This window comes from Candidatus Methanoplasma termitum, assembly GCF_000800805.1.
Classification (GTDB): domain Archaea; phylum Thermoplasmatota; class Thermoplasmata; order Methanomassiliicoccales; family Methanomethylophilaceae; genus Methanoplasma; species Methanoplasma termitum.
The window spans coordinates 368980-389751 of sequence record NZ_CP010070.1 but is presented as its reverse complement, the minus strand read 5'-3'; the positions used below and the strand labels follow the sequence as shown (position 1 = coordinate 389751).

Here is a 20772-nt window from a genome sequence, read left to right as displayed (position 1 = left end):
GCTCACGACTGCGGCATATCCGGGACTGCCTCGGAGGAAGGTGAGGTACCATGATGGTATCCGTCTCCCGCCGTAAAGGCGGACTCAGCATTCGGATACGTGTCGGCGGGTTTATCGTTACGATAGACCTCGACTGGCCGTAACTGCGTGCCGTATGGTACCGCATTAAGGGCCCGGCCTTCGTCCCATTTCATGTGGTAGAGGGCCGTTACCTTCCTGTTCGAACATATTATTTTGGCGGATAAATACTTATTTACGCTTGGAAAAAGCATACGAGAAAGTGGCATAATCATGAAAGCGATCGCAATAAACGGAAGTCCGAGAAAGAGCTGGAACACGGCAACATTGTTGAACAAAGCATTGGATGGGGCAAGGTCTGTAGGCGCGGAGACCGAGATTGTACATCTTTACGACCTTGATTTCAAAGGCTGCAACAGTTGTTTCTTCTGTAAAAAGAAAGGGAGCGGCTTCAAAGGCTACTGCGCGATGAAGGACGACCTCACAGAAGTGTTGAAAAGGACTATGGGTTGTGACGTCATCATCATGGGCTCGCCGATCTACATCGGTTACATAACCGGCGAGATGAAATCTTTCATGGAGAGACTGTTGTTCATGAACCTGTCATATGATAATCCAAGCCGCACCAACTTCAAAGGCAGGATATCGACCGGTTTCGTTTATACAATGGGAATACCGCCCGAGATGATAGAAAGGGCGGGATACAGATACATTTTTGAGACCAATAAGAATATTATGGCGCGCCTGAACGGCCCCTCCGAATATGTAGTCTCCGCCGATAACTATCAGTTCGATGATTATACAAAATATCATGCATCGAATTTCGACGAAAAACACAAGGCGAAGGTGAGAGAGGAACAGTTCCCCATAGATTGCCAAAGAGCGTTCGAAATGGGGGCGCGGCTTTGTTCTTAAGTAAGATGTAAAAGTAGCGGCAAACGGTCGCGTGTTGTTTTGTTTAAGTGTTTTTTAGATAAGTGCCGGATTCTGCATTCTGTCTGCCCCATTTAAATCAACGAGATCTGTCTACGCACCGTGCCAACTGGCCGGTGTCCTATTTGCGGGCATTACGATATCCTATTTATTTTAGTTTGCTGGCTAGCGGTTCAGGTAGGTGGCGTAAGATATTAATTCAAAAACAAGAGGATGCAATTCCCCATAGGCGGCAAAAAGCGTTCGATATAGGCGCAGGCTTTTTTTCGTCAGATGGGACATTTCGCAGATAATCAGGCTCCTGCTGCCTTTTTTAGCTTGCTCAGCCTCACGGCGGCGTCTCCGTTCACATTTGCTCCCTTTACCTCATCATATAGCTCTCTTATCTTCTGCTCCTGCCCCGCTTTTTTCAGATCCACATACAGATTGAAAGCTGTGTTCACCAGACAATTGGCGATTTCCGTATCATCCTGAAACGGAAGAAGGATGGGTACCATCTTTGAATACACAGCCAAGGAAAGAGCCAGTTCTCCGTTGTTGCCATAGTCCAGGCTCAGATTGTATCCGCCTTTGGCCAGACGCAGGACGATCTCCCTCTGAGTCCCTTTGTTATACGCAGATTCTTCTGCCATCGTGATCAGTCCGGCAAACATCTCTTCCGCAAGCTTCATATCTCCCGCTGACGAAGCGATATGGGAAAGGTTGTATTTTCCGACAGCCAGATGAACTTGCACGTTACCATTACGCCGATATGACGGGTTTCCGGCTAAATCGCTGAGCCTGTCATGATAGAATTTTCCTGTCTTCAGGTCCTTCGGCTGATTTGCCAGGGTTCTCTCTTCTTCTGCGATGAGTTCAGCCATTTCGTTGCCTACATCGTGCTCCATCGCATATGAATAAAGCCTGTCCCAAACAGGCATATGCGGGACCCCGGATTTTTCTGTTTGTAGTGATATGTTATTCAGAGCCGCGGCATAGCTTTTATGTTGATAGACGCGGTCAGTTGCGAGGGCCAGATCCTCCAGTTCGACAAGCGCCGCCTGCACCTTTTCCCTATGTGCCGCGGGGTCGTCGTTGACATAATCTGTGATCAGGTTGAATAAAGCGTCCGACAGGCTGTTTGGGCCCATCTGATCGATATTTTTACGCTGGTTTCCGAGCCATGCCGCAGAAGCATTCTCCGGATCTCCCGCTTCCTCGGGTTCGGATGGCGACCACACCAATTTCTTAAGACGGTCGACCGAATCCTCTGCTTTTGTCCAATCTTTTTTGTTTCCGTAAAGAAAAGCCAGATTGCTGAGTACCTGCCTCTCTACGGAACGGTACAGATATTCTGCGTAAAGCGGAGGTTGTGCGGCCTGTAAACGTCTTTGCAGATCCTGTAGATCTTCCAGCGACCCCTTTTTAGTATGATAGGCGGCCGCCTCGGCGATCGAGTTTGTAAAGCATAGATCTGGCAGATTGAGATGACATCCGATAAAACTGTAATCCTCCTCTGATTCCATAAAAGCACGGTACGGCTCGCGATAAGTGTCCCTGATCCTCTCCAGCTCGGAGAGCAGTTCATCACGTACTTTTTTATAAGCAGGGTCTCCGAGATACTCAGTGAAACAAACCTCGCAGGCTCTGGCATACTCACATGCAACCAGTGCATTGTCGGAGTATATCGACAGGAGTGATCTGAGCTCTTTCAGCTGGGCCGGGTATTTTTGAACATCGACCATGAACAGCCGCTTTGCCTTAGCGATCAACCCGGGCATTACAGGATCCTCCATATGCGGCTCCGTTGCAGCCTCCAGTTTCTTATAGAGAGCCCTTGCTTCGGATATGGATGAATCATCAGATTGAAGGATGTTCTCGATGGTCCGAACCATTACGTTCATGCATGTGCGCGAGAGTGATTGGTTGTACGGACCGGCGGCCAGTGCCCTTTGGAATCTGGAGATGTATTCCAAAGCTGTATCGATCTCGCCGAGTTCCCCCGCCTCGAGGATATAGACGAAGACAGCTGTGGAGAATTTCCCCTGCACGACATCAGAACCCGGCAGGACCCGGAAACACATAAAAAGCATATCCAGGAGGGAACGGGCTGCGACCGTGTCGCCTTCTACGTTAATATTTTCCATAAAACGGGCTTTGAGAGTGACGGACAGACGAACTATGTCAAGTTCTGACAGCGGACGCCCCTCTGAAAGCGAAATCTTCAGCCGCTGATACTCTTCATCATCATGAATATACAGCGGATCCGACGACGCTTCATCATCTTGGATATACTGTGAGCTGCCCGGTAACTCTTCATCGTCATACATATTATTTGAATGACACGTGGCTCATTTATTTATTTCGGAAATCGCATAAAGCCTCATTTTTAGGCCTGCGAATCAAAATTTAATGGCAACATATGATGATAGTATTGATATAGTGCAGAGGTTGGGATTTGAACCCAAGGACCACTAAGGACTAGGCCCTCAACCTAGCGTCGTTGGCCATGCTTGACTACCTCTGCGTAATGTGCGTTGAATGTCCAATCCATAAATAAGCTTTGTTATATCATCCAATACTACTGTTTTGAAAAGAGGTGCTGCAGTCATCCATTATCGACAGGAGATTCTGCTCGTGCCCGATATCCACATAGTCGATCTGCCACATGTCGTTCGGGGCGGCTGCGCGGAACCTCTTACACCTCTTTACCGCTTTCGCACGAATCGTCCCTCAGCCTCCGTCTTCGACTCGGCATCGGAACGGTTCGTCAATCACTGTCAGAAGAACTACTTATCAAAACAAATATATCCAAAATGCACAATCTTTATAAATGATTTATAAATAGCCCCTTTCGGTGAAAGAATGGCAAAGATGAATATCGAGAACGTTGTAGCTTCAACATCCCTTGGACAGGAACTCGACCTGAAAGCGATTGAGAACGCACTGGAAGGTGCGGACTATAATCCTCAGCAGTTCCCTGGGCTGGTTTACAGGATCAAAGAACCTAAGACAGCCACACTTCTTTTCAGAAGCGGAAAGGTCGTTTGCACAGGCGCAAAGAGCCTTGGTGATGTGAAGATCGCAATAAGCAAGGTCGCAAAGGACCTTGAAAAAGCGAACATAAAGATAAGCATCGAACCGAAGATAGAGGTTCAGAACATTGTCGCATCCTCAGACCTGGAACAGGAGATCAATCTTAACACGGTTGCGATCACACTCGGTCTGGAGAAGGTCGAATATGAGCCTGAGCAGTTCCCGGGTCTTGTATACAGGCTGGATGAACCCAAAGTAGTGGTTCTTCTCTTCGGGTCCGGAAAAATGGTTTGCACAGGCGCAAAGGTTCCAGAGGACGTTGTGCGCGCTGTCGACAAGATCGCTGCCGAACTCAGAGCCGCAAGCTTGATGTCTTAAGCTTGATACTACTAAACTTCTTCCTCAAACAATTATAAATCCAACAATTGTATAAAGAGTTGCAATGCTGTGTTCTCGTTGTGGCGCTCTTATTCAAAGTAAAGATGCAAAATTCTGCCCCAGATGCGGGTACGAATTGAACAGTTACAGTATGCCCGTTCACAAAGGATATGTTCCCTCGGTTGAACCTTATGTATATTCTCAGCCTGTTTATCAACAGACAGCTCCAACAAAAAAGGGCAACTCAAAAAAGGTTGTTACCGTTGCGATCGTTATAGCGTTATTCGTCGGAGTAGTTGTTGTCGGTCTTGCCGGTTCAAGTGAAAATGCGCCCGAAAAGACAGAGACGCAGCAAATAAATCCCTATTCCTACTTCAAAGTCAGCAATGATTTTCTTGAAGAAAGGAACACACTGTCGGTTGCACTCGCCACCGACAACAGGATAGCGTTTACTTTGAGCCCGGATCAGGCATCCAAATACGTTTCATACACCTGGACATTGTATGACCGCGATCATCTGGCTTCGACAAGCGCATATGTGTTCTCACAGTACACAGGAGATACCATAAAAAAGACCGAACCGGTGCTGTATTATCTTTCTCAAAAACCGGGAGTATATGATATAAAGGTGGATTGCCTGACTTCGTCTGGTCAGCGTACCACTTACTCGGGGACGGTGACATACATCGGAACGGTTATCAAAGACTATAACTGGACATATAACGGCGCGAGTTATTCGATCCGGTTATCATTCGACTACAAAGAATATCTCGATTACAAGAACATGAACATCAATGGCAGAAATGTGACGAATTACAACAAAACAGTTTCATTCGTTACCTATAACGACCCTGTGATCAAAGATCTTGAGAGATCGCTTCGTAACGCATACGGTGTAAACAAAGCCGCTGCGGATGGGAACTATGCTTCGTTCATACTTGCTTTCGTCCAGATCTGTTTCGGATATCCGTCATACTCCACATTCATGAGTGCGGAAAAATACCAATACGGGGTTGAAGAATATTTTGCATATCCGTTGGAAACAATAATTTATGGTATGGGAGATTGTGAGGATACATCCATCTTGGCTGCCGCATTATTCAAGGCGGCAGGGTTCAACGCCGGAGTTGTGGTGCTTCCCGGTCACGCCGTTGCAGCGGTGGGACTTGATTCATACTCCCCGGGAAACTATTCGAGTTACTCAGATGAGGTATTGAGTAAGACCGTAGATAACGTTACATACTATGGGTGTGAGACCACCGTAGATGTATTCCAAAAGATCGGCCTCATTAGCAACACCGGCTCCGGCGGGCACCCGTACAGCTGGTATATCGGAAAGGACAGTTACGATTTCTACATCGTTACCTGATCACATTCGTTTGAATCCTCTGAATATCCACTCGACAATGGATTTTACTCCATACCTTATTGTAACGGTGGCGCGCCTGTTAGTGCTTGAAGGCTTCGCTTTCCCTTCCATGACCGCTTTCAACGCATCCTGCCATGTTCTGATATCATCGGGGATTTCGACCATACCGTCGCCGACATATTCCGGGTCGTGAGCATCGCTCCCCGCGGAGATCGGTTTTCCGATGCGCTCGGCGAGAGTTTTTGATCTTTTATTGTCCCTTGCGGTCGATCTGGCATTCAGCGCCTCTGTGCCGTCGAAATTGAAGTTGAGTGTGTTCTCTTCCCCGAGCCCCGACCACCATCTGTATGGGTGTGCCGCAAAAGCGACCCCTCCGGCCTCGTGGATGGCGTTGATCGTCTCGTCTATTGACATGTCCCTTGAGATCGCCCTGTCGATACCATATGCAAGAATATGGCCCTCTTTGGATGATACTTCTATTCCGGGTATCACAATGACCTTTCCGTTATCTTTAACGAGGTTGTATGCCTCAAAACTGTTGTGATCGGTAATCGCGATGCATCCCAATCCCCTATTCACTGCTGCCTCGATTATCTCTTCCACAGTGGACTTTCCGTCATTAGAGAAATTGGAATGTATGTGCAGATCCGCTTTCATCTGACGCCTGCTCCATCCTTCATCTCGTTGTCGACCGTTGCGAAACAATCTTTACCGTCGCTCAACGCTATCGCACTGTCACCGTCGATCACCGCTGTGATCACCTTCGGAGCTTCTTTCGGAATTTCTATTTCCAAGGAGTTGCACAACAGCTTCTTCCCGGATGTCTTGGAGACGACCATCTTTACATTTTGGAAATCTTTTATCTCGATCTGGGCCGATGAATTCTCCAATCCGGAATTCATTTTTGTTCCGACGGGGACGTCTTTTGTAGGTCTGAGGAGCTGTACCGATTTCCCTCCGATCGCCTCGTCGTCCGCAGCAAGCACCATTCCTTCTGACATGTACCCTCTGAGTTTGGCCGGTTTAAGGTTGGATACGAGTATCATCTTCCTTCCGACCAGTTGTTCCTTTGAATAATATGCTCTGAGTCCCGCGACTATCTGTCTTGGTACGGCTTCGCCGATATCTATCTTCATCAGGAACAATTTCTCTGCGTCTGGGTGATTATCTGCGCTCACGATCTGTCCTACGCGGAGGTCGGCCTTCTTGAAATCGGCAAACGCGGAAGCGTCATCTTCCTCTTCTTCCTTGGGGATCTCTACCTTCTTATACACCGGCATTGGCTCAGAGAGCCCTCTTCCGGCAGGTAATTTTGATGTGACCGCATCCAAGCCGCTCTTCTCTATGCTTTCCTTGTATCCCAGGTCCTTCCATATCCTTTCTGATGATCTGGGCATGAATGGCCAAGCCATTACCGAGAGTGCCTTGACGATCATGAGATTGTTGTTCAGGACCTTGCCGCACTGTTCCTTGTTCTCTTTTATCAGTGCCCAGGGTTTCATGGAGTCGAAGTATCTGTTTCCGAAACGTGCCAGCTCCATAACGGCTTTGATCCCCTTTTTGAAATCGCAATGCGAAAGACACTCATTATACTCATCAAGTGTCAATCGGATCATGTCGATGACTTCTTTGGAGCCTTCTTTAGAATCGGCTCCAGGTATCTTCCCAAAGTTCTTTTGTGTGAAACTGAGACATCTGTGATAATAGTTGCCTAATGCAGACACGAGCTCGTTGTTCACCTTCGTCTGGAAATCTTCCCAAGTAAAATCAGAATCATGAGTGTCGGGCATGTTGATCGAGAGATAGTATCTGACTGCATCCACATCGTATTTTGAAAGAACGGATGGGATGTCAATCGCTCCTCCGCGGCTCTTCGACAGTTTGCCGCCTTTGAACATGAGATATTCATTCGCAGGGATATCGTATGGGAGGTTCAGACCGCCTATGCCTATCAGTATCCCCGGCCAGATGATGGAATGGAAGGGGATGTTGTCCTTTCCGATGAAATAATAATGTTTTGTGTTCGGATCCTTCCAGTATTCTTCCCAAAGATCCGGTTTCCCGACATTCTTTGAGTATTCGATCGAAGCGCTCAGATATCCGATGACGGCCTCGAACCACACATAGATGACCTTGTCCTCCCAGCCGGGAAGAGGTATGGGGACTCCCCAGGACATGTCCCTTGTTATCGCCCTGTCGTGAAGCCCGTCCTTAAGCCAGTTCGCTGTGAACGCTTTGACGTTCGGCCTCCAGTAATCTTTGCTGTCGATGAAATCCGTCAATTGATCGTTAAATGCGCTGAGCCTTAGGAAGAACTGGTTGGATTGTTTCACTACGGGTTCGCCTTTGCAGTGTATGCACCTCGGTTTGATCAGATCGCCGGGTTCGAACGTGGTCCCGCACTTGTCGCACTGATCGCTTCTCGTATCTTCCTTGCCGCATTTCGGGCATGTTCCCTCCACATACCTGTCGGGAAGGAACTTCTGGCATTTTTCGCAATAATATTGGTCTGTCAGCTTTTCGTACAAATAGTCTTTTTTGAGGAGATCGTTGAATATGTTATGCACCACTTCAAAGTGGTTGGCACAGTTGGTCTTTGTGAAAAGTGAATATTGAATGCCCATATCCTCTATCGCTTTCTTGTTTATCTTGTGATATCGGTCAGCCACGGCGTCGGGTGTGGAACCTTCCTTTTCCGCAGTGACGGTGATCGGTGTGCCGTGCTGGTCTGAACCGCCCACAACCAATACCTCATTCCCGATGAGACGGTTGTACCTGCCGAATATGTCAGGGGGGAGCAGCGAACCTGCCACGTGCCCCAGATGGATCGGCCCGTTCGCATACGGCCAAGCGATGTTGATACATATCTTTGACATTTGAACCAGTGACTCCAATGCCGACGACGATAATAAAGATGTTGGGTATCAGTATGGGATGTCGCCTTCGGCGTAAATGATGGATTTTCCGTCCTTCTTTGCGGCATCCTTTAAGATCACGTAAGCCCAGTAGCCCATAAGGATGCTTCCGAATATCTCCACGATGCTCAGCGCCCACCACATCGATGTCAGCGTCCCGATGCCGTATGTCGTAATCAGGAATCCTATGGCCAGAGATCCGTTCCTTATGAAAGTCGACAACAAAGATATCTTCGAACGAGCAAGCGACTGCAATAACGACGATCCGACATATATCAGCGCCATTATCGGGATGAAGGTAGCGAAGATGTACATCATTATCACCATGTCGCTGTGCATCTGAGCTGGTTCCACAAGATCGTTCGTGAAGAGCGTTGCTATCGGACCTGCCAGAGCGACCATTGCAACAGTTAGGATCGTAAGAAGGATCAGACTCATCTTCACAGCATAGACGTACGATTGCCTGATCATATCATATCTCTTCATTCCGAACTCCGCCGAACACGACGAGATTATGGCTCCGCCCATTGCCTGGGCGGGGATCACGATCAAACCTATCACTCTCCATGTTGCCGTGTATATCGCCATCACATCGTTTCCTCCGATCAAGATCACGCAGCCGTTGAATGCTATGTTGAATATTCCCATGACCATGAACTCGGCTGACTGCGGAACTCCGACGAATAATATTGTTTTCCAAGCTTTGATGTTCAGCTTCAAGTTCTCTTTTTTGAACTTAATGAACATTCTGTTGTCAAAGAAATACCAATAGACCCCCGCGAGGAATGAGACCCCGAAACCGATCGATGTGGCCCATCCCGCGCCAGCTACTCCCAGGTTCGCAACGTAGATGAGGATCGGATCCAAGATTATAGTAGTGACGGCTCCCAGGACCAGCATGTACATGGATTTCCTTGCCGCACCCTCTCCTCTCATGATTCCTGACATCACATTCGCTAACAATATCAAGACAAATGAAATGTAAATGGGAGTCGCGAATGCGACAGATGAGTTTATCGTGCTTCCTGCGCCGATGAGTCCCAGTAACGGTCTCGATGTAAGCAGCAACAGAGGCGTTAATACAACAGCGACCGCCAAACATAACAACAACGACTGCATGGCTATCAAATTGGCAGAATCTGCCTTTTTCATGCCGATCTTCCTTGCGATCGCCGCAGATGTTCCCACGGCAAGGCCTGCACCTATGCCGGTGAGGATGATGTACATGGGAGAGACCAATCCGATCGCGGACAACGCATCGCCGCCGAGCGCGGTGACCCAGACGCTGTCGGCGAAAAGGCTTCCCTGTTGTGCCAGAAGTGCGATGGCGATCGGAATAGAGAAAGCTACAACTGCTTTCTTCGGATCTCCGAGTAGAACATCCACTCCCTTCGTCGCCGTCCCATCCATGACGCGTGATTTTACAATAAGTATATTGATTTATCTCTTTGAAAAAAGAGATTTCTCAAAGCCACAATTTTATTTGCGGTCTGGGAAGATCCTATAATGGTATACCAAATATGCCGCCACGAGACTAAAGACGATCATTGCAAGAACGATCCCAGTCCCCATTATTTTTTCGACGCGGTTGTTTATGACCCAATCGACGTTGCCGTTATCGTCATATTTCACAAGAACATCATAGGTATTCCCCCAAAACCCCGGATAGGTTCCATCTGCGCTCGCGGGAGCGGAGATGCCTCCGACAACAATTCCACCGGACACCACAGCCACATATTCGAACTCATCAGAACCCCGGCCACCGTAGATCTTGCTCCAAATAATATCTCCGTCTTCGCTGAATTTGACGATGGTCGCATCCGACCCCCCACCTTTCGCAGGAATATCTCCCCATATCCCTTCACCGAATGAATATTTGCTCACCTCGCCTACTGCGATGAACCCGCCCGGAACGGCGGCGACAGCGTTGAAATCGTCGGGTATTTGTGTATCGAATCTGCTTTGCCACATCATATTCCCGTCATAATCGAATTTTTTCATTACTTTGTTGTTAACGGCAACGAAACCGTTCGATATCGGGGCCATTGAACGGATCTCTGTTTCGGATGGGACATATTTTTGCCAAAGCACATTTCCGTTCCGGTCGAATTTGATGAACGTCATACCCGGTTCGAGCGGTGCTCTTCCCCCATCTATTGGGATCATTGTAGCTTCGACGATGACAAAACCGTCGGCGACCGCGGCGAATGATAGAAGATAATTTCCCTTATCCGGCTTAAAATCGTTCTGCCAGATAATATCACCCGAGTCGTCGAACTTGATCATTGACCTTATGTCGGCTGCAACGAAACCGTCATCAACAGCAATTATGTCGGTGTAAAATGCTCTCGGGTCATCGAATGTTCTTTGCCACACGAGATCTCCTTTGAGATCGAATTTCGCATATGTCGAACCCACTGCGACAAACCCATCCTCTGCGACGACCGCAGAGCAGAACCAACCATGCCCAAGACTGCATAGTTCCTTATGCCATACTGCCCCTCCCGCACGGTTCAGCTCTAAGATATTAGTTCCCACAACGGCGTAGTCATTTAGGTGTGCTACCTCTGAGCGGGGAGAGTTTGCGGCTTCACTGTTCTCTTCGAGCTCGGCAAACGGCACAGACATCATCAGTGCCAGCAGCGAGAAAACGCCTAATGCCACGCATACTTCCTTCTTTTGCATCCTCTCCTCCACCGCATCAGTTCGCTCTCATGATAGAGATTACATTTGAATATGACTTTTTCATATAATATTACATTCATCTGTTTGTAGCTCACTGTATGGTCAGATATTTATGAGAATGAGACAGACTATGAATATCTGCACAATCAGGAACACAAGAGCAACTGCGGGCACCAACATATCTATGTTCTTTGGGTTTTTCGGGGCTTGACCCTTTTCTTTAGCAACAAGACGGATCGTCGGCATACCCAGATATAATAAACCGCACATTATCAAGGAGACCGCCGGTATGCAGAATAATGCGAACAGACCGAGTCCGCTCCATTTTTCCGACCGAGAAATGCCGGCTCCCGAGAAATGGATGGGTATTATGTCAGGAAGAAATGGGAAGATAACAAAAGATAATGCAAACGTAATTAGGACGATGACCAGACCTATTTAGGGAACAGTCATCTTCATACAAACAATACGTAAACTCATTAAATAAAGTTGTTCAAAATTTTTCAAAGCACCCTACTTCACCTAAAGATTAAAATCGAACCTCATAATAATCCGCATTATGCGTATAGCCGCCGTGTTGCACGACAGGTGTCAGAATCGTAAGTGCAACAAAGAATGTTTGAAGTTCTGCCCATTAGTAAGAACGGGAGTAGAATGCATTACGTTCAACGAACGCGGAAAACCGATCATCTCCGAAGCACTATGCCAGGGTTGCGGCATATGTGTGAACAAATGCCAGTTCGAAGCGATCAAGATCATCGGCCTTGCCGATGAACTCAAAGGAGAGATGGTGCACCAGTACGGCGAGAATACGTTCAGACTTTACAGGCTGCCGGTACCGAAGAAAGGCATCATCACCGGAATACTCGGACCGAACGGCATCGGTAAGACCACCGCCATTAAACTCCTATCAGGGATAGAGGTCCCCAACCTCGGCAGATATGAGAAACCCCCATCAAAAGAAGAGGTGCTGCAGCGCTTCGCAGGTATGGAAATATATGATCATCTGAAGGCTCTTTATTCGGGGAATGTTAGGGTCTCGATGAAACCGCAATATGTGGACAAACTTCCCCAGAGCGTAAAGGGGGTTGTAAGGGACCTCTTGGGCAAAGTTCAGGAAAGGATGAACATTGAAGAGGCTGCAAAACTCTTCGAACTGACCGAGGTCCTCGACCGCGAACTTACGAAATTGTCCGGCGGTGAGCTCCAGAGGCTGGCGGTGGCCGCCACCATAATGAAAGAAGCGGATATCTACTTCTTCGATGAGCCGACCTCCTATCTGGATATATACCAGAGAGTAAGGATCGCAAGGATCATAAAGGATCTCAGCGTCAATAAACAGGTCATTGTCATAGAACACGACCTGGCCATTCTCGATTACCTCGCCGATAATGTGAACATTGTCTATGGCTCAGAGGGCGCTTACGGTGTGTTCACTCTGCCAAGGCAGGTAAGGACCGCCATTAACGTCTATTTGGACGGTTATCTCCCGGAGGAGAACATAAGGTTCAGGGACAGGCCGATAGAATTCTTTTCATCGCCTCCGAGAGCGGAATGGAACACCCCTGACCTCGTTGAGTTCGACAGCGTCGAAAAGGATCTCGGAGGGTTCAAACTTACTATCGGCAGGGGAGCGGTGAAGATCGGGGAGTCTGTGGGGATAGTCGGTCCGAATGCGACCGGCAAGACCACTTTCGTTAAAATGCTGGCAGGTGTTTTCAAACCGGACAAGGGGGAGCTGCATTCGACACTGAAAGTATCATACAAGCCGCAGTACATCTCACCGGATGGCGAAGGTACTGTGAGGGACATCCTTTTCGCTCATGCGTACGAAACTGTGAATTCCGGATTTTTTGAGGGGGAAGTGCTCAACCCGTTGGGGATTAAACACCTCATGGAAAAGGATATCAGAACGCTTTCCGGTGGAGAGCTGCAAAGGGTTGCGATAACGATGTGCCTTGCCTCGGAAGCGGACATGTATCTTTTCGACGAACCTTCGGCATATCTTGATTCGAACCAGAGGATGAATGCCGCAAGGACCATAAGAAGGATGATGGAAAAGACCGGAAAGAGCGGTATGATCGTTGACCACGACATCTATTTCATTGACATGGTCTCTGATTCGATGATGGTGTTCGGCGGCGATCCGGGGCACCACGGTATCGGAGAAGGGCCGCTGGATATGAGAGAGGGGATGAACAAATTCCTTTCCGCCGTGGACATTACTTTCAGGCGCGACGCAGATACGAACCGCCCGAGGATCAACAAAACGGATTCCAGACTTGACAGGGAACAGAAGTCGAAGGGCGAATACTATTACTCGTCCTGATCATATCAGGCCTTGCGTAAGTTCGGGGAACGTTATCATCAGTGCTATGTACACAGCATAAACGCATATCAGCGCAGCTCCTTCCCATCTCGTTACTTTGTTCCCGAATCTGATCATCAATACCAGCAGGAGGGCCATCAGGATCATGATCGGCATGTGGAAGACCATTGTGAAGTGAGTGACCGGCACAGTGGTGAACAGTACTCCGATGCCGAGCGCAAAGAAGCTGTTGAACACCACGCTTCCGACGATATTGCTGACCACAAGCTCATTCTCTTTGCGGTATGCGGCAACGATGCAAATGCACAGCTCCGGGAGGCATACACCGATCGCGACCACGATCAGCCCTATCATCAGTTCGGAGACACCGAACATCCCTGCCAGATCGACAGCGCCTTCGATGAATGCTCTTGCTCCGATATACAACAGGACTATTCCGACTATAACAAGAAGAACGCACTTCCACATCTGCGTCTTAATGCTTTCTTCTTTCTCGGTCGCCTCTTCCTCGGTCTCTTCGATATGTGACCTTCTCCTGACCTTGTATGTGAAAAATAGAAATATCAAAAGCGCAGCGATCAAAATGATCCCCTGTATCAGTCCGAGTTTCCCGGTAAACGCCAGGATTGTAATGATCACAACCGCCGCCATCATGGAGAACATCTCGAACCTGGTATCATCGAATTTGCAGACGACCGGCGTTATCAACGCGGCGAGGCCTATCGCAAGGCCGACATTCGCAATGTTGCTTCCGACGATGTTCCCGACGATGAACTGCGGGTTGTTGCTGCTCAGCAGAGATGTTATCAACTCAGGTGCGGAAGAGCCCATCGCCACTACTGTCAGACCGACAAGGAAAGGTGTGACACCGAGTCTGATGGCCATTTTTTTGGCGCCGTCCACCATCCATTCCGATCCGAAATACAAAAAGACGATACCGATTGGTATTCCTAGCAGTATCCACGACACAGTCCACCATACTGGCAAGACGATATAACTTTTCTTCTGCTTTTTTTTATAATAAAGAACAAGGCGTCATCCAATTGTTATAAATATTCTATCTCCGCTCTAAGACTATGGGTCGTGTCGGAAAGGCGGATACGCATCTTCACACCGAATACTCTGGGTTCAATTACTTAGGGGCGCTCAGTTTCCCGGAATCTGTTTCGAAACCGTCATCTGTGGTAAACCGCGGTAGAAAAGGTGGGTACGATGTTATCTGCATAACAGATCACAACGAGACAGCAGGGGCATTCTTGGCTCAGGAATATGCCAAAGGATTCGATGACATAGAAGTGGTTGTCGGCGAAGAAGTGATGACATCCGACGGCGAGATAATCGGCCTTTTCCTGACTGAAAAGATACCTACCGATCTGAGCATTGAAGAAACGGTCGATATTATAAGGGAACAGGGGGGCCTTACCATCGCTCCGCACCCGTTCAGCTTCCACGTACCTGGTCTTAAAGAAAGGATCTTCGACATAGATCTTGACGGCTTTGAAACGCTTAACGGCGGACATCCGGACAAATATTCCAATAGATTCGCGCAGAGTGTGATGGAAAGACATCCCGACAGATGGGCATCTATAGGAGGAAGCGACGCCCACTCAAAATACACTTTCGGATACACCTGGACAGAATTCGAGGGCAACACAGCCGAAGATTTCCGAAAGTCGATCCTGAACAAAAAGACCGTTCCGAAAGGAAGGACCGCTCCCGTTCTGGGAGAGGTGCAATGGAGTATGGAAGTAGTATTGGTAGGGCAGAAGCTCATGTATAACTCGCTCAGGAAAAAACTTCCTAACAGAGAAGACCACGCCCTGATAGAAAAAATAAACCATGTGAGCGATCTGAAGAAGCTCACTGGCATACTCGGCGGATTCATGTATCTTTTCCCCCCGATGTCTTTCATAGCAACCCTGGCGAGCACATCCTATCTTAATTTGGGGGCCAGGCGCATGCGCCGCGATTTCGAAGAAAGGTTGGAAGAGATAGATTCTCTGATAGCTAACTTTGACAGTGAACGCTCAACAGTGAAGAACTGATACTATGGAGCCGAAAGCATACAAAATATCTGTTGCGATACCGCCTGAGTACAAAGATCGGCTGATGGATGCCGTCAACGGTTCCATGCAGAAGATATATCCCGGCTATGACAGGGCCTTTTCTATTTCAAAAACAACGGGGACATGGAGATCGTTGGAGGGTTCCGATCCGTTTATCGGTAAGGCTGGGGAAATATCCGTTGAAGACGAGCTCCGCATTGAATTCGACATCATGGCGGAGGATCTGAAGGACGTTGTGCTGGCAATACGAAAAGTGCACCCTTATGAGGAGCCGGCCATCGACATATTACCGATGGTGTTATGGAAAGATGTCATTGTTCTTTGACCTTTGTGGCCGAGAATATTCCGTCGAATGTTCTCTGAAGTTTGTGGATCTTATGGCTTCTTTTTCTGTATTCGACGTCTTCTTCCGAAATAAGCCCCATTTCGAAGAACCGATCTAACGCCGCATCCGCTCTGTCATAATCATTATAGGCGCCGATCAGGACATTGATCATATAATTGCGGCACATTATACTCTCAGGCAGGTTGCCGCTATTCCTCTTCTTTATCTCTTCCATGTTCTTTTGAAGGATTGAAAGACCTTCTTCGCAGCATTTCAGACAGATGTCATACTTGCAAGTCCCGAAATATGCGGGGATTATCGCTTCCAGCACATCGAACCTCTCGATCGCCTTAAGGTCTTGTGTAATGACATTTTCCCCCACCAATACAGAAAGAGAGTAATTTTCTTCTTCGTTTGCTTTTCTCATCACAGACAGACTGAAATTCAATGCGGAAGATGTGTCTGAATCTTTGATATATCTTCCGATCTTTACCTTGTCCTTGTCGTTCAGCTCCGAGTACCATTCGTTAAGCTTTACCTTCGATATTTCGACCGGAATGTCCTTGTGTCTGCTGAAAAGCATAATTTGCGTATATCCTCAATAATAGTTAAAATTCACCTTTCCTTAAGATTGGAAATTACCACGCGGTTACCGTATGCGTGCTGATGTTCCTGCGCGAGAAGATTCATGTTCCACACTATATCTCCGATGAACGCTGCGCGTCTTACGGCGCAGCCTCTCTTGCAGTGCTTGCAGGAGAACTCCTTACAGGGTTCTGGCATCATCATTAGATCGACCGAATCCCCGAATTTGGTTCTGACGGATTCGTGCAGGGAGCTGTTCTCTTTTTCCATCTCCTGGATGGTCATGTCGAACGGCAATGTCACATGCATTTCGACATGCAGTTTGCTTCCGTATTTTATCACTCTGAGATTATGAATGTCGATCCAATCATTTGACCTGTGCTCGTTGAGGCATGACGTTATCTCTTCAAGGATCTCGGCGTCCGCTTTGTCCATGATACCGTCCATGGCCTTTTTTATCACGCCTGAGCCGGTTATTATTATGAATGCACCGAACAACAAAGCGATTATCGGATCCAGGATGTCCCAATTATAGTTGAGCAGTCCGCCGACATATACTATTGACAGCCCGATTATTATCCCCACAGATGAAAGTGTGTCTGTTCTCAGATGCTTTCCGCTGGATTCCAATGCGATAGAGCGGTTCTTTCTGCCTTTTCTGACAGCTAACGTACCCACGATGTAGTTCACCGCGGCGGCGAAGATTATCAGAAGAAGGCCGACATCCAAAGATGATATTCCCGTCGGGTTCATCAGATCTTTTATCGCCTCGAAAATGATCATTGCCCCCGCAATGACGATCATCGAGCCCTCGACGGTCGCTGAGATCAGTTCGACTCTCCCGTGGCCGAAAGGATGTGTTTTGTCCGCGGGTTTGGCAGACAGATACAGAGCATAAAGCCCCATCAGTCCGGCAAGAACATTCACAATGCTTTCGGCGGCGTCTGTGAAGATCGCGACCGAATTGGTAATGAAATAGGCTGCGAATTTTATTATTAGTAATGCCGCACTTACAACGACGACGATCTTTTGGAAATTATAGTTCTCTATCGAAGCGTCCGACATTATTTTCTCGATAATAACTTATGTATTTACATTTTTCTGGAAAAATAAAAATTAGGAATAACTAAATTGCTGGGTCATTGAAATTCCGATATGCCCTCCGGGTTCTTTCCTCTGAACCATGAGGCAATCGTTCCCACAATGCACATAGCAAAACATATTCCGAATGCAAGCTGCAATACCGATATGAACGAGCCGAACAGCTCAGGTGTTTCGGGAGTAATTGGTGTGTTAACCGAGCCGATCAACAAGCTGATGGCACACATTGCGACCGTCATGCTTGTGATCATTCCCAACTGCCTGACCAGAGCTACCATGCCGGAAGCCGCTCCGCGGTTCTTCGGAGGGACCGAAGACATGATCGTATTCGTATTCGGTGCAGAGAATATGCCATATCCTATTCCGAGAACCACTAATGCTCCGCAGACAAGCCATAGATTGATCGTTATGCCGAAGAACATTATCATCAGCACTCCCAACGACGTCAATATCATGCCCGCTGTAGGAAGTATACGTTTGTCTTTGATATTATCTGACTTACTTCCCGATCTTAAAGTAAGCAGGACCTGTATCGCGGGCTGTATAGAGATCACGAGTCCGGCCTGCATAGGTGTCAGCGCACCGATGCTCTGAAGATATAATGCCAAGAAAAAGGATACCGAAAATGACGATGCATAATTCATGAAGGCTGCGATGCACGATCTTAAGAACACCTTGTATTTGAATAAATTAAAGTCGAGGACCGGTGATTCCGACCTCTTTGTCGACCTTACGAAATAGACCGCCATTATGGCTCCGATTATAACCAATACCGGTGCCAGGAGGCTTGACGGCCCCGTTTCACCGGACAACAAAGGCGGAAGGTTTATCACACCCATCATTGTGATCATAATGGCTGCGCTGAACAACAGCGCACCGCGATAGTCCATGCTTGCCCCCTTATGCGAAATAAGATCCCGCTTGAACTTTGATATAAAGGTAAGAGAAATAAGTGCCAGAGGCAGCACGAAGAAGAATATAGCCCTCCACCCGATGAACTCGGTGATGGTTCCGCCGAATACCGGGCCGAGAGCTATCCCGGCATATACGCATGTCACCTGCATTCCGATTGCCCATCCCCTTCTCTCTAATGGGAACACCTCGGTAAGCATCGCTATGCTTGCAAGCTCAATGGTAGCTGACCCGACCCCCATACCGAACCTCATCGCAAGCAATGTGAAGAATGTCGGACTGAAAGCAGCGATCACAGAGCATATCGCAGTGACGATGATGCCGATGATGAATACCTTTTTCCTGCCGATGATGTCTGATGCCCTCGCAAGCGGGACCATCGCCACGACCGATCCGATGATAAAAGTAGTGTTGACCAGTGCCAGATCTGCCGGGCCCACACCGAAACTGTGGCCGATCCCCTCAAGTGCCAGATTCATCATGGTACTCATGAGAGGCATGATGAAAACCCCTACACAACATGCTACGAGGATGGTCTTCATTTCGATGGAGATCGACCTTGCGTAGGATGTCATCGTCCCCAACATAATTTTTCGCTGTTATTATTTTAGCGATTCGGACCGTCTCTTTTCAGACCTATCGGTGTCCGTGTCCGCCAAACTTGCCGGCATAAAAAATAACAATGTTGTCTGATTATTCGAATTCGGAGATCCCTTCCGGATTCTTTCCCCTGAACCATGAGGCCAAGGTACCGATCACACACATTACAAAGCATATGCCGAAAGCGACCTGTATCACGGCAATGAATGCGGAGAATTGCTCAGCGGATGTCAGACCGTAAATGAATGCATTTGAACTGCTAGAGCCCATTATGATGCTTATTGTACACATCGCTATGGTCATGCTGACCATCATCCCCAGCTGTCTGAGCAGCGCCACCATACCTGATGCCTCGCCGCGCAGCTTTGGCGGAACTGATGACATGACCGCGCTCGTATTAGGCGCAGAGAACACCCCGTAACCAACCCCGAGGACCGCCAATATGACGCAGATGAATGGGAGATTGATGTTCGGTTCTCCGAGGAACATTATCATCAGGACCCCCGCAGCTGTTATCGCCATGCCCAATGTAGGCAGTATGCGTTTATCTTTGATCCTGTCAGACTGGCTTCCGAACTTTATTGTCAGAACGACCTGGATCGCGGGCTGTATCACGATTATCATCCCCGCATTCATAGGATTGAGCATACCTATGCTCTGAAGATAAATGGCCAGAAAAAAAGATACAGAATATGATGATGCATAATTCATGAATGTCGCGATGACCGAACGCGAGAAGACCTTGTACTTGAATATCCCAAAATTCAGGACGGGGAATTCCGCTCCTTTTATGTGTCTGAAGAAGAAATACAGCATTACCATACCTACTGCGATCAGTATGAATCCCTTTGGATCAGGGAGGAATATCGCACCGAACATCGTGATCATGACCGTGGCGCTGAATAAAACCGACCCTTTCTGATCCAGTTTCTTCCCTTCGTGCAACTTGAAGTTCATATTGAACTTCGATATGAAGAAAAGTGCGAGAAGCGCAAACGGCAGAATGAAGAAAAATATCGTATTCCATCCGAGGAACTGACAGATCACTCCCCCAAAGGCCGGCCCCACCGCACTGCCGAAATATATGAAAGCGGTCTGTATCCCTATCGCCCAACCCCTTCTCTCGAATGGGAACACTTCGGTCAGCATTGCAACGCTCGTAAGGGAAACGGCCGCAGACCCGGCGCCCATGCCGAATCTCATTGCCAGCAATATTGTGAAATTACCGGCGTATGCGCTCAATCCTGCGATTATCGAACAGATCGTGGTGATAATGAGGCCGATAATGAATATCTTCTTCCTTCCTACTATGTCGGATATTTTTGCCAGAGGGACCATGGATACAACAGACCCTAACAAGAAGATCGTATTGACCAAGGCCAGACTTTCGGCGCCGACATCGAAGAACCTGCCCATGTCGACAAGCGCCAGATTCATCATCGTGCTCATCAACGGCATAATGAAGACCCCTGCGCAACACGCAATGAGAAGAGTTCTCATCTCAGGCGTAATAAATTTTGCAGAGGGAGCCATTACACCCA

16 protein-coding genes, 1 tRNA gene and 1 pseudogene are annotated in these 20772 nt (G+C 48.0%); 7 read left to right on the top strand and 11 right to left on the bottom strand.

The features are described from left to right. Window positions 1-291: 291 nt before the first annotated feature. Window positions 292-933, top strand: coding sequence for a flavodoxin family protein (locus Mpt1_RS01800; RefSeq protein ID WP_048111592.1), 642 nt, complete (start codon window positions 292-294; stop codon window positions 931-933). A gap of 311 nt (window positions 934-1244) precedes the next feature. On the opposite strand, the gene Mpt1_RS01795 is transcribed toward Mpt1_RS01800, so the two are convergent. Continuing rightward, window positions 1245-3260 carry a hypothetical protein gene (locus Mpt1_RS01795; protein ID WP_048111591.1) on the bottom strand — a complete coding sequence of 672 codons (2016 nt, stop codon included), beginning with the start codon at window positions 3258-3260 and terminating at the stop codon, window positions 1245-1247. A gap of 113 nt (window positions 3261-3373) precedes the next feature. Beyond that, window positions 3374-3457: transfer RNA gene (locus Mpt1_RS01790), tRNA-Leu, on the bottom strand. 347 nt (window positions 3458-3804) lie between these two features. On the opposite strand from Mpt1_RS01790, the gene Mpt1_RS01785 reads away from it, so the two are divergent. The 3 genes and pseudogenes from Mpt1_RS01785 (at window position 3805) to Mpt1_RS01780 (ending at window position 5713) form a co-directional block, all read left to right on the top strand. Next, window positions 3805-4344: a TATA-box-binding protein gene (locus Mpt1_RS01785; RefSeq protein ID WP_082007304.1), complete on the top strand. Its 540-nt coding sequence runs from the start codon at window positions 3805-3807 to the stop codon at window positions 4342-4344. Between the two features lie 64 nt (window positions 4345-4408). Continuing rightward, a pseudogene (locus tag Mpt1_RS07885) lies at window positions 4409-4477 on the top strand (zinc-ribbon domain-containing protein); the annotation flags it as partial. Window positions 4478-4480: 3 nt separating this feature from the next. Further along, window positions 4481-5713: a hypothetical protein gene (locus Mpt1_RS01780; RefSeq protein ID WP_238603136.1), complete on the top strand. Its 1233-nt coding sequence runs from the start codon at window positions 4481-4483 to the stop codon at window positions 5711-5713. On the opposite strand, the gene Mpt1_RS01775 is transcribed toward Mpt1_RS01780, so the two are convergent. From Mpt1_RS01775 to Mpt1_RS01760, 4 genes are all read right to left on the bottom strand, one after another. Then, window positions 5714-6370, bottom strand: coding sequence for a PHP domain-containing protein (locus tag Mpt1_RS01775; protein ID WP_048111588.1), 657 nt, complete (start codon window positions 6368-6370; stop codon window positions 5714-5716). It abuts the gene before it with no gap. Further along, a complete protein-coding gene (metG, locus tag Mpt1_RS01770) occupies window positions 6367-8589 on the bottom strand; it encodes a methionine--tRNA ligase (protein WP_048111587.1) in 2223 nt (740 codons plus the stop codon). The genes Mpt1_RS01775 and metG overlap by 4 nt, the downstream gene beginning before the upstream one ends. Before the next feature lie 48 nt (window positions 8590-8637). After that, on the bottom strand, window positions 8638-10038 hold the full coding sequence (locus Mpt1_RS01765; RefSeq protein WP_048111586.1) for an MATE family efflux transporter: 1401 nt from the start codon (window positions 10036-10038) through the stop codon (window positions 8638-8640). 69 nt (window positions 10039-10107) lie between these two features. Further along, complete coding sequence (locus tag Mpt1_RS01760; RefSeq protein WP_148305797.1) at window positions 10108-11313, bottom strand: PQQ-binding-like beta-propeller repeat protein; 1206 nt, start codon at window positions 11311-11313, stop codon at window positions 10108-10110. Between the two features lie 559 nt (window positions 11314-11872). On the opposite strand from Mpt1_RS01760, the gene Mpt1_RS01755 reads away from it, so the two are divergent. After that, window positions 11873-13642 carry a ribosome biogenesis/translation initiation ATPase RLI gene (locus Mpt1_RS01755; RefSeq protein WP_048111584.1) on the top strand — a complete coding sequence of 590 codons (1770 nt, stop codon included), beginning with the start codon at window positions 11873-11875 and terminating at the stop codon, window positions 13640-13642. Here the strand turns inward: Mpt1_RS01755 and Mpt1_RS01750 are convergent, their stop codons facing one another. After that, a complete protein-coding gene (locus Mpt1_RS01750; protein ID WP_048111583.1) occupies window positions 13643-14611 on the bottom strand; it encodes a calcium/sodium antiporter in 969 nt (322 codons plus the stop codon). A 107-nt stretch (window positions 14612-14718) separates the two neighbouring features. On the opposite strand from Mpt1_RS01750, the gene Mpt1_RS01745 reads away from it, so the two are divergent. Both Mpt1_RS01745 and Mpt1_RS01740 read left to right on the top strand, forming a co-directional pair. Continuing rightward, the gene (locus Mpt1_RS01745; protein WP_052399232.1) at window positions 14719-15687 is read left to right on the top strand and encodes a PHP-associated domain-containing protein; all 969 of its coding nucleotides are present in this window, start codon (window positions 14719-14721) and stop codon (window positions 15685-15687) included. Window positions 15688-15691: 4 nt separating this feature from the next. Then, window positions 15692-16033 (top strand): hypothetical protein, encoded by a 342-nt coding sequence (locus Mpt1_RS01740; RefSeq protein ID WP_048111582.1) that lies wholly within the window; start codon window positions 15692-15694, stop codon window positions 16031-16033. Here the strand turns inward: Mpt1_RS01740 and Mpt1_RS01735 are convergent. From Mpt1_RS01735 to Mpt1_RS01720, 4 genes are all read right to left on the bottom strand, one after another. Next, window positions 16020-16616 carry a hypothetical protein gene (locus tag Mpt1_RS01735; protein ID WP_048111581.1) on the bottom strand — a complete coding sequence of 199 codons (597 nt, stop codon included), beginning with the start codon at window positions 16614-16616 and terminating at the stop codon, window positions 16020-16022. The genes Mpt1_RS01740 and Mpt1_RS01735 overlap by 14 nt on opposite strands. A gap of 32 nt (window positions 16617-16648) precedes the next feature. Continuing rightward, window positions 16649-17683, bottom strand: a complete 1035-nt coding sequence (locus tag Mpt1_RS01730) for a cation diffusion facilitator family transporter (RefSeq protein WP_048111580.1) — start codon at window positions 17681-17683, stop codon at window positions 16649-16651. A 74-nt stretch (window positions 17684-17757) separates the two neighbouring features. Then, entirely contained in the window at window positions 17758-19206 is a 1449-nt protein-coding gene (locus Mpt1_RS01725) for an MFS transporter (protein ID WP_048113637.1), read from the bottom strand. A gap of 118 nt (window positions 19207-19324) precedes the next feature. After that, window positions 19325-20731: an MFS transporter gene (locus tag Mpt1_RS01720; RefSeq protein WP_274518178.1), complete on the bottom strand. Its 1407-nt coding sequence runs from the start codon at window positions 20729-20731 to the stop codon at window positions 19325-19327. Between the last annotated feature and the right edge of the window lie 41 nt (window positions 20732-20772).

Excerpts from the sequence above, each read along its gene's own strand:
- Mpt1_RS01800 (WP_048111592.1), top strand. The coding sequence starts at position 292 with ATGAAAGCGATCGCAATAAACGGAAGTCCGAGAAAGAGCTGGAACACG.
- Mpt1_RS01795 (WP_048111591.1), bottom strand. The coding sequence starts at position 3,260 with ATGTATGACGATGAAGAGTTACCGGGCAGCTCACAGTATATCCAAGAT.
- Mpt1_RS01785 (WP_082007304.1), top strand. The coding sequence starts at position 3,805 with ATGAATATCGAGAACGTTGTAGCTTCAACATCCCTTGGACAGGAACTC.
- Mpt1_RS01775 (WP_048111588.1), bottom strand. The coding sequence starts at position 6,370 with ATGAAAGCGGATCTGCACATACATTCCAATTTCTCTAATGACGGAAAG.
- metG (WP_048111587.1), bottom strand. The coding sequence starts at position 8,589 with ATGTCAAAGATATGTATCAACATCGCTTGGCCGTATGCGAACGGGCCG.
- Mpt1_RS01765 (WP_048111586.1), bottom strand. The coding sequence starts at position 10,038 with ATGGATGGGACGGCGACGAAGGGAGTGGATGTTCTACTCGGAGATCCG.
- Mpt1_RS01760 (WP_148305797.1), bottom strand. The coding sequence starts at position 11,313 with ATGCAAAAGAAGGAAGTATGCGTGGCATTAGGCGTTTTCTCGCTGCTG.
- Mpt1_RS01755 (WP_048111584.1), top strand. The coding sequence starts at position 11,873 with ATGCGTATAGCCGCCGTGTTGCACGACAGGTGTCAGAATCGTAAGTGC.
- Mpt1_RS01745 (WP_052399232.1), top strand. The coding sequence starts at position 14,719 with ATGGGTCGTGTCGGAAAGGCGGATACGCATCTTCACACCGAATACTCT.
- Mpt1_RS01740 (WP_048111582.1), top strand. The coding sequence starts at position 15,692 with ATGGAGCCGAAAGCATACAAAATATCTGTTGCGATACCGCCTGAGTAC.
- Mpt1_RS01735 (WP_048111581.1), bottom strand. The coding sequence starts at position 16,616 with ATGCTTTTCAGCAGACACAAGGACATTCCGGTCGAAATATCGAAGGTA.
- Mpt1_RS01730 (WP_048111580.1), bottom strand. The coding sequence starts at position 17,683 with ATGTCGGACGCTTCGATAGAGAACTATAATTTCCAAAAGATCGTCGTC.
- Mpt1_RS01725 (WP_048113637.1), bottom strand. The coding sequence starts at position 19,206 with ATGACATCCTACGCAAGGTCGATCTCCATCGAAATGAAGACCATCCTC.
- Mpt1_RS01720 (WP_274518178.1), bottom strand. The coding sequence starts at position 20,731 with ATGAGAACTCTTCTCATTGCGTGTTGCGCAGGGGTCTTCATTATGCCG.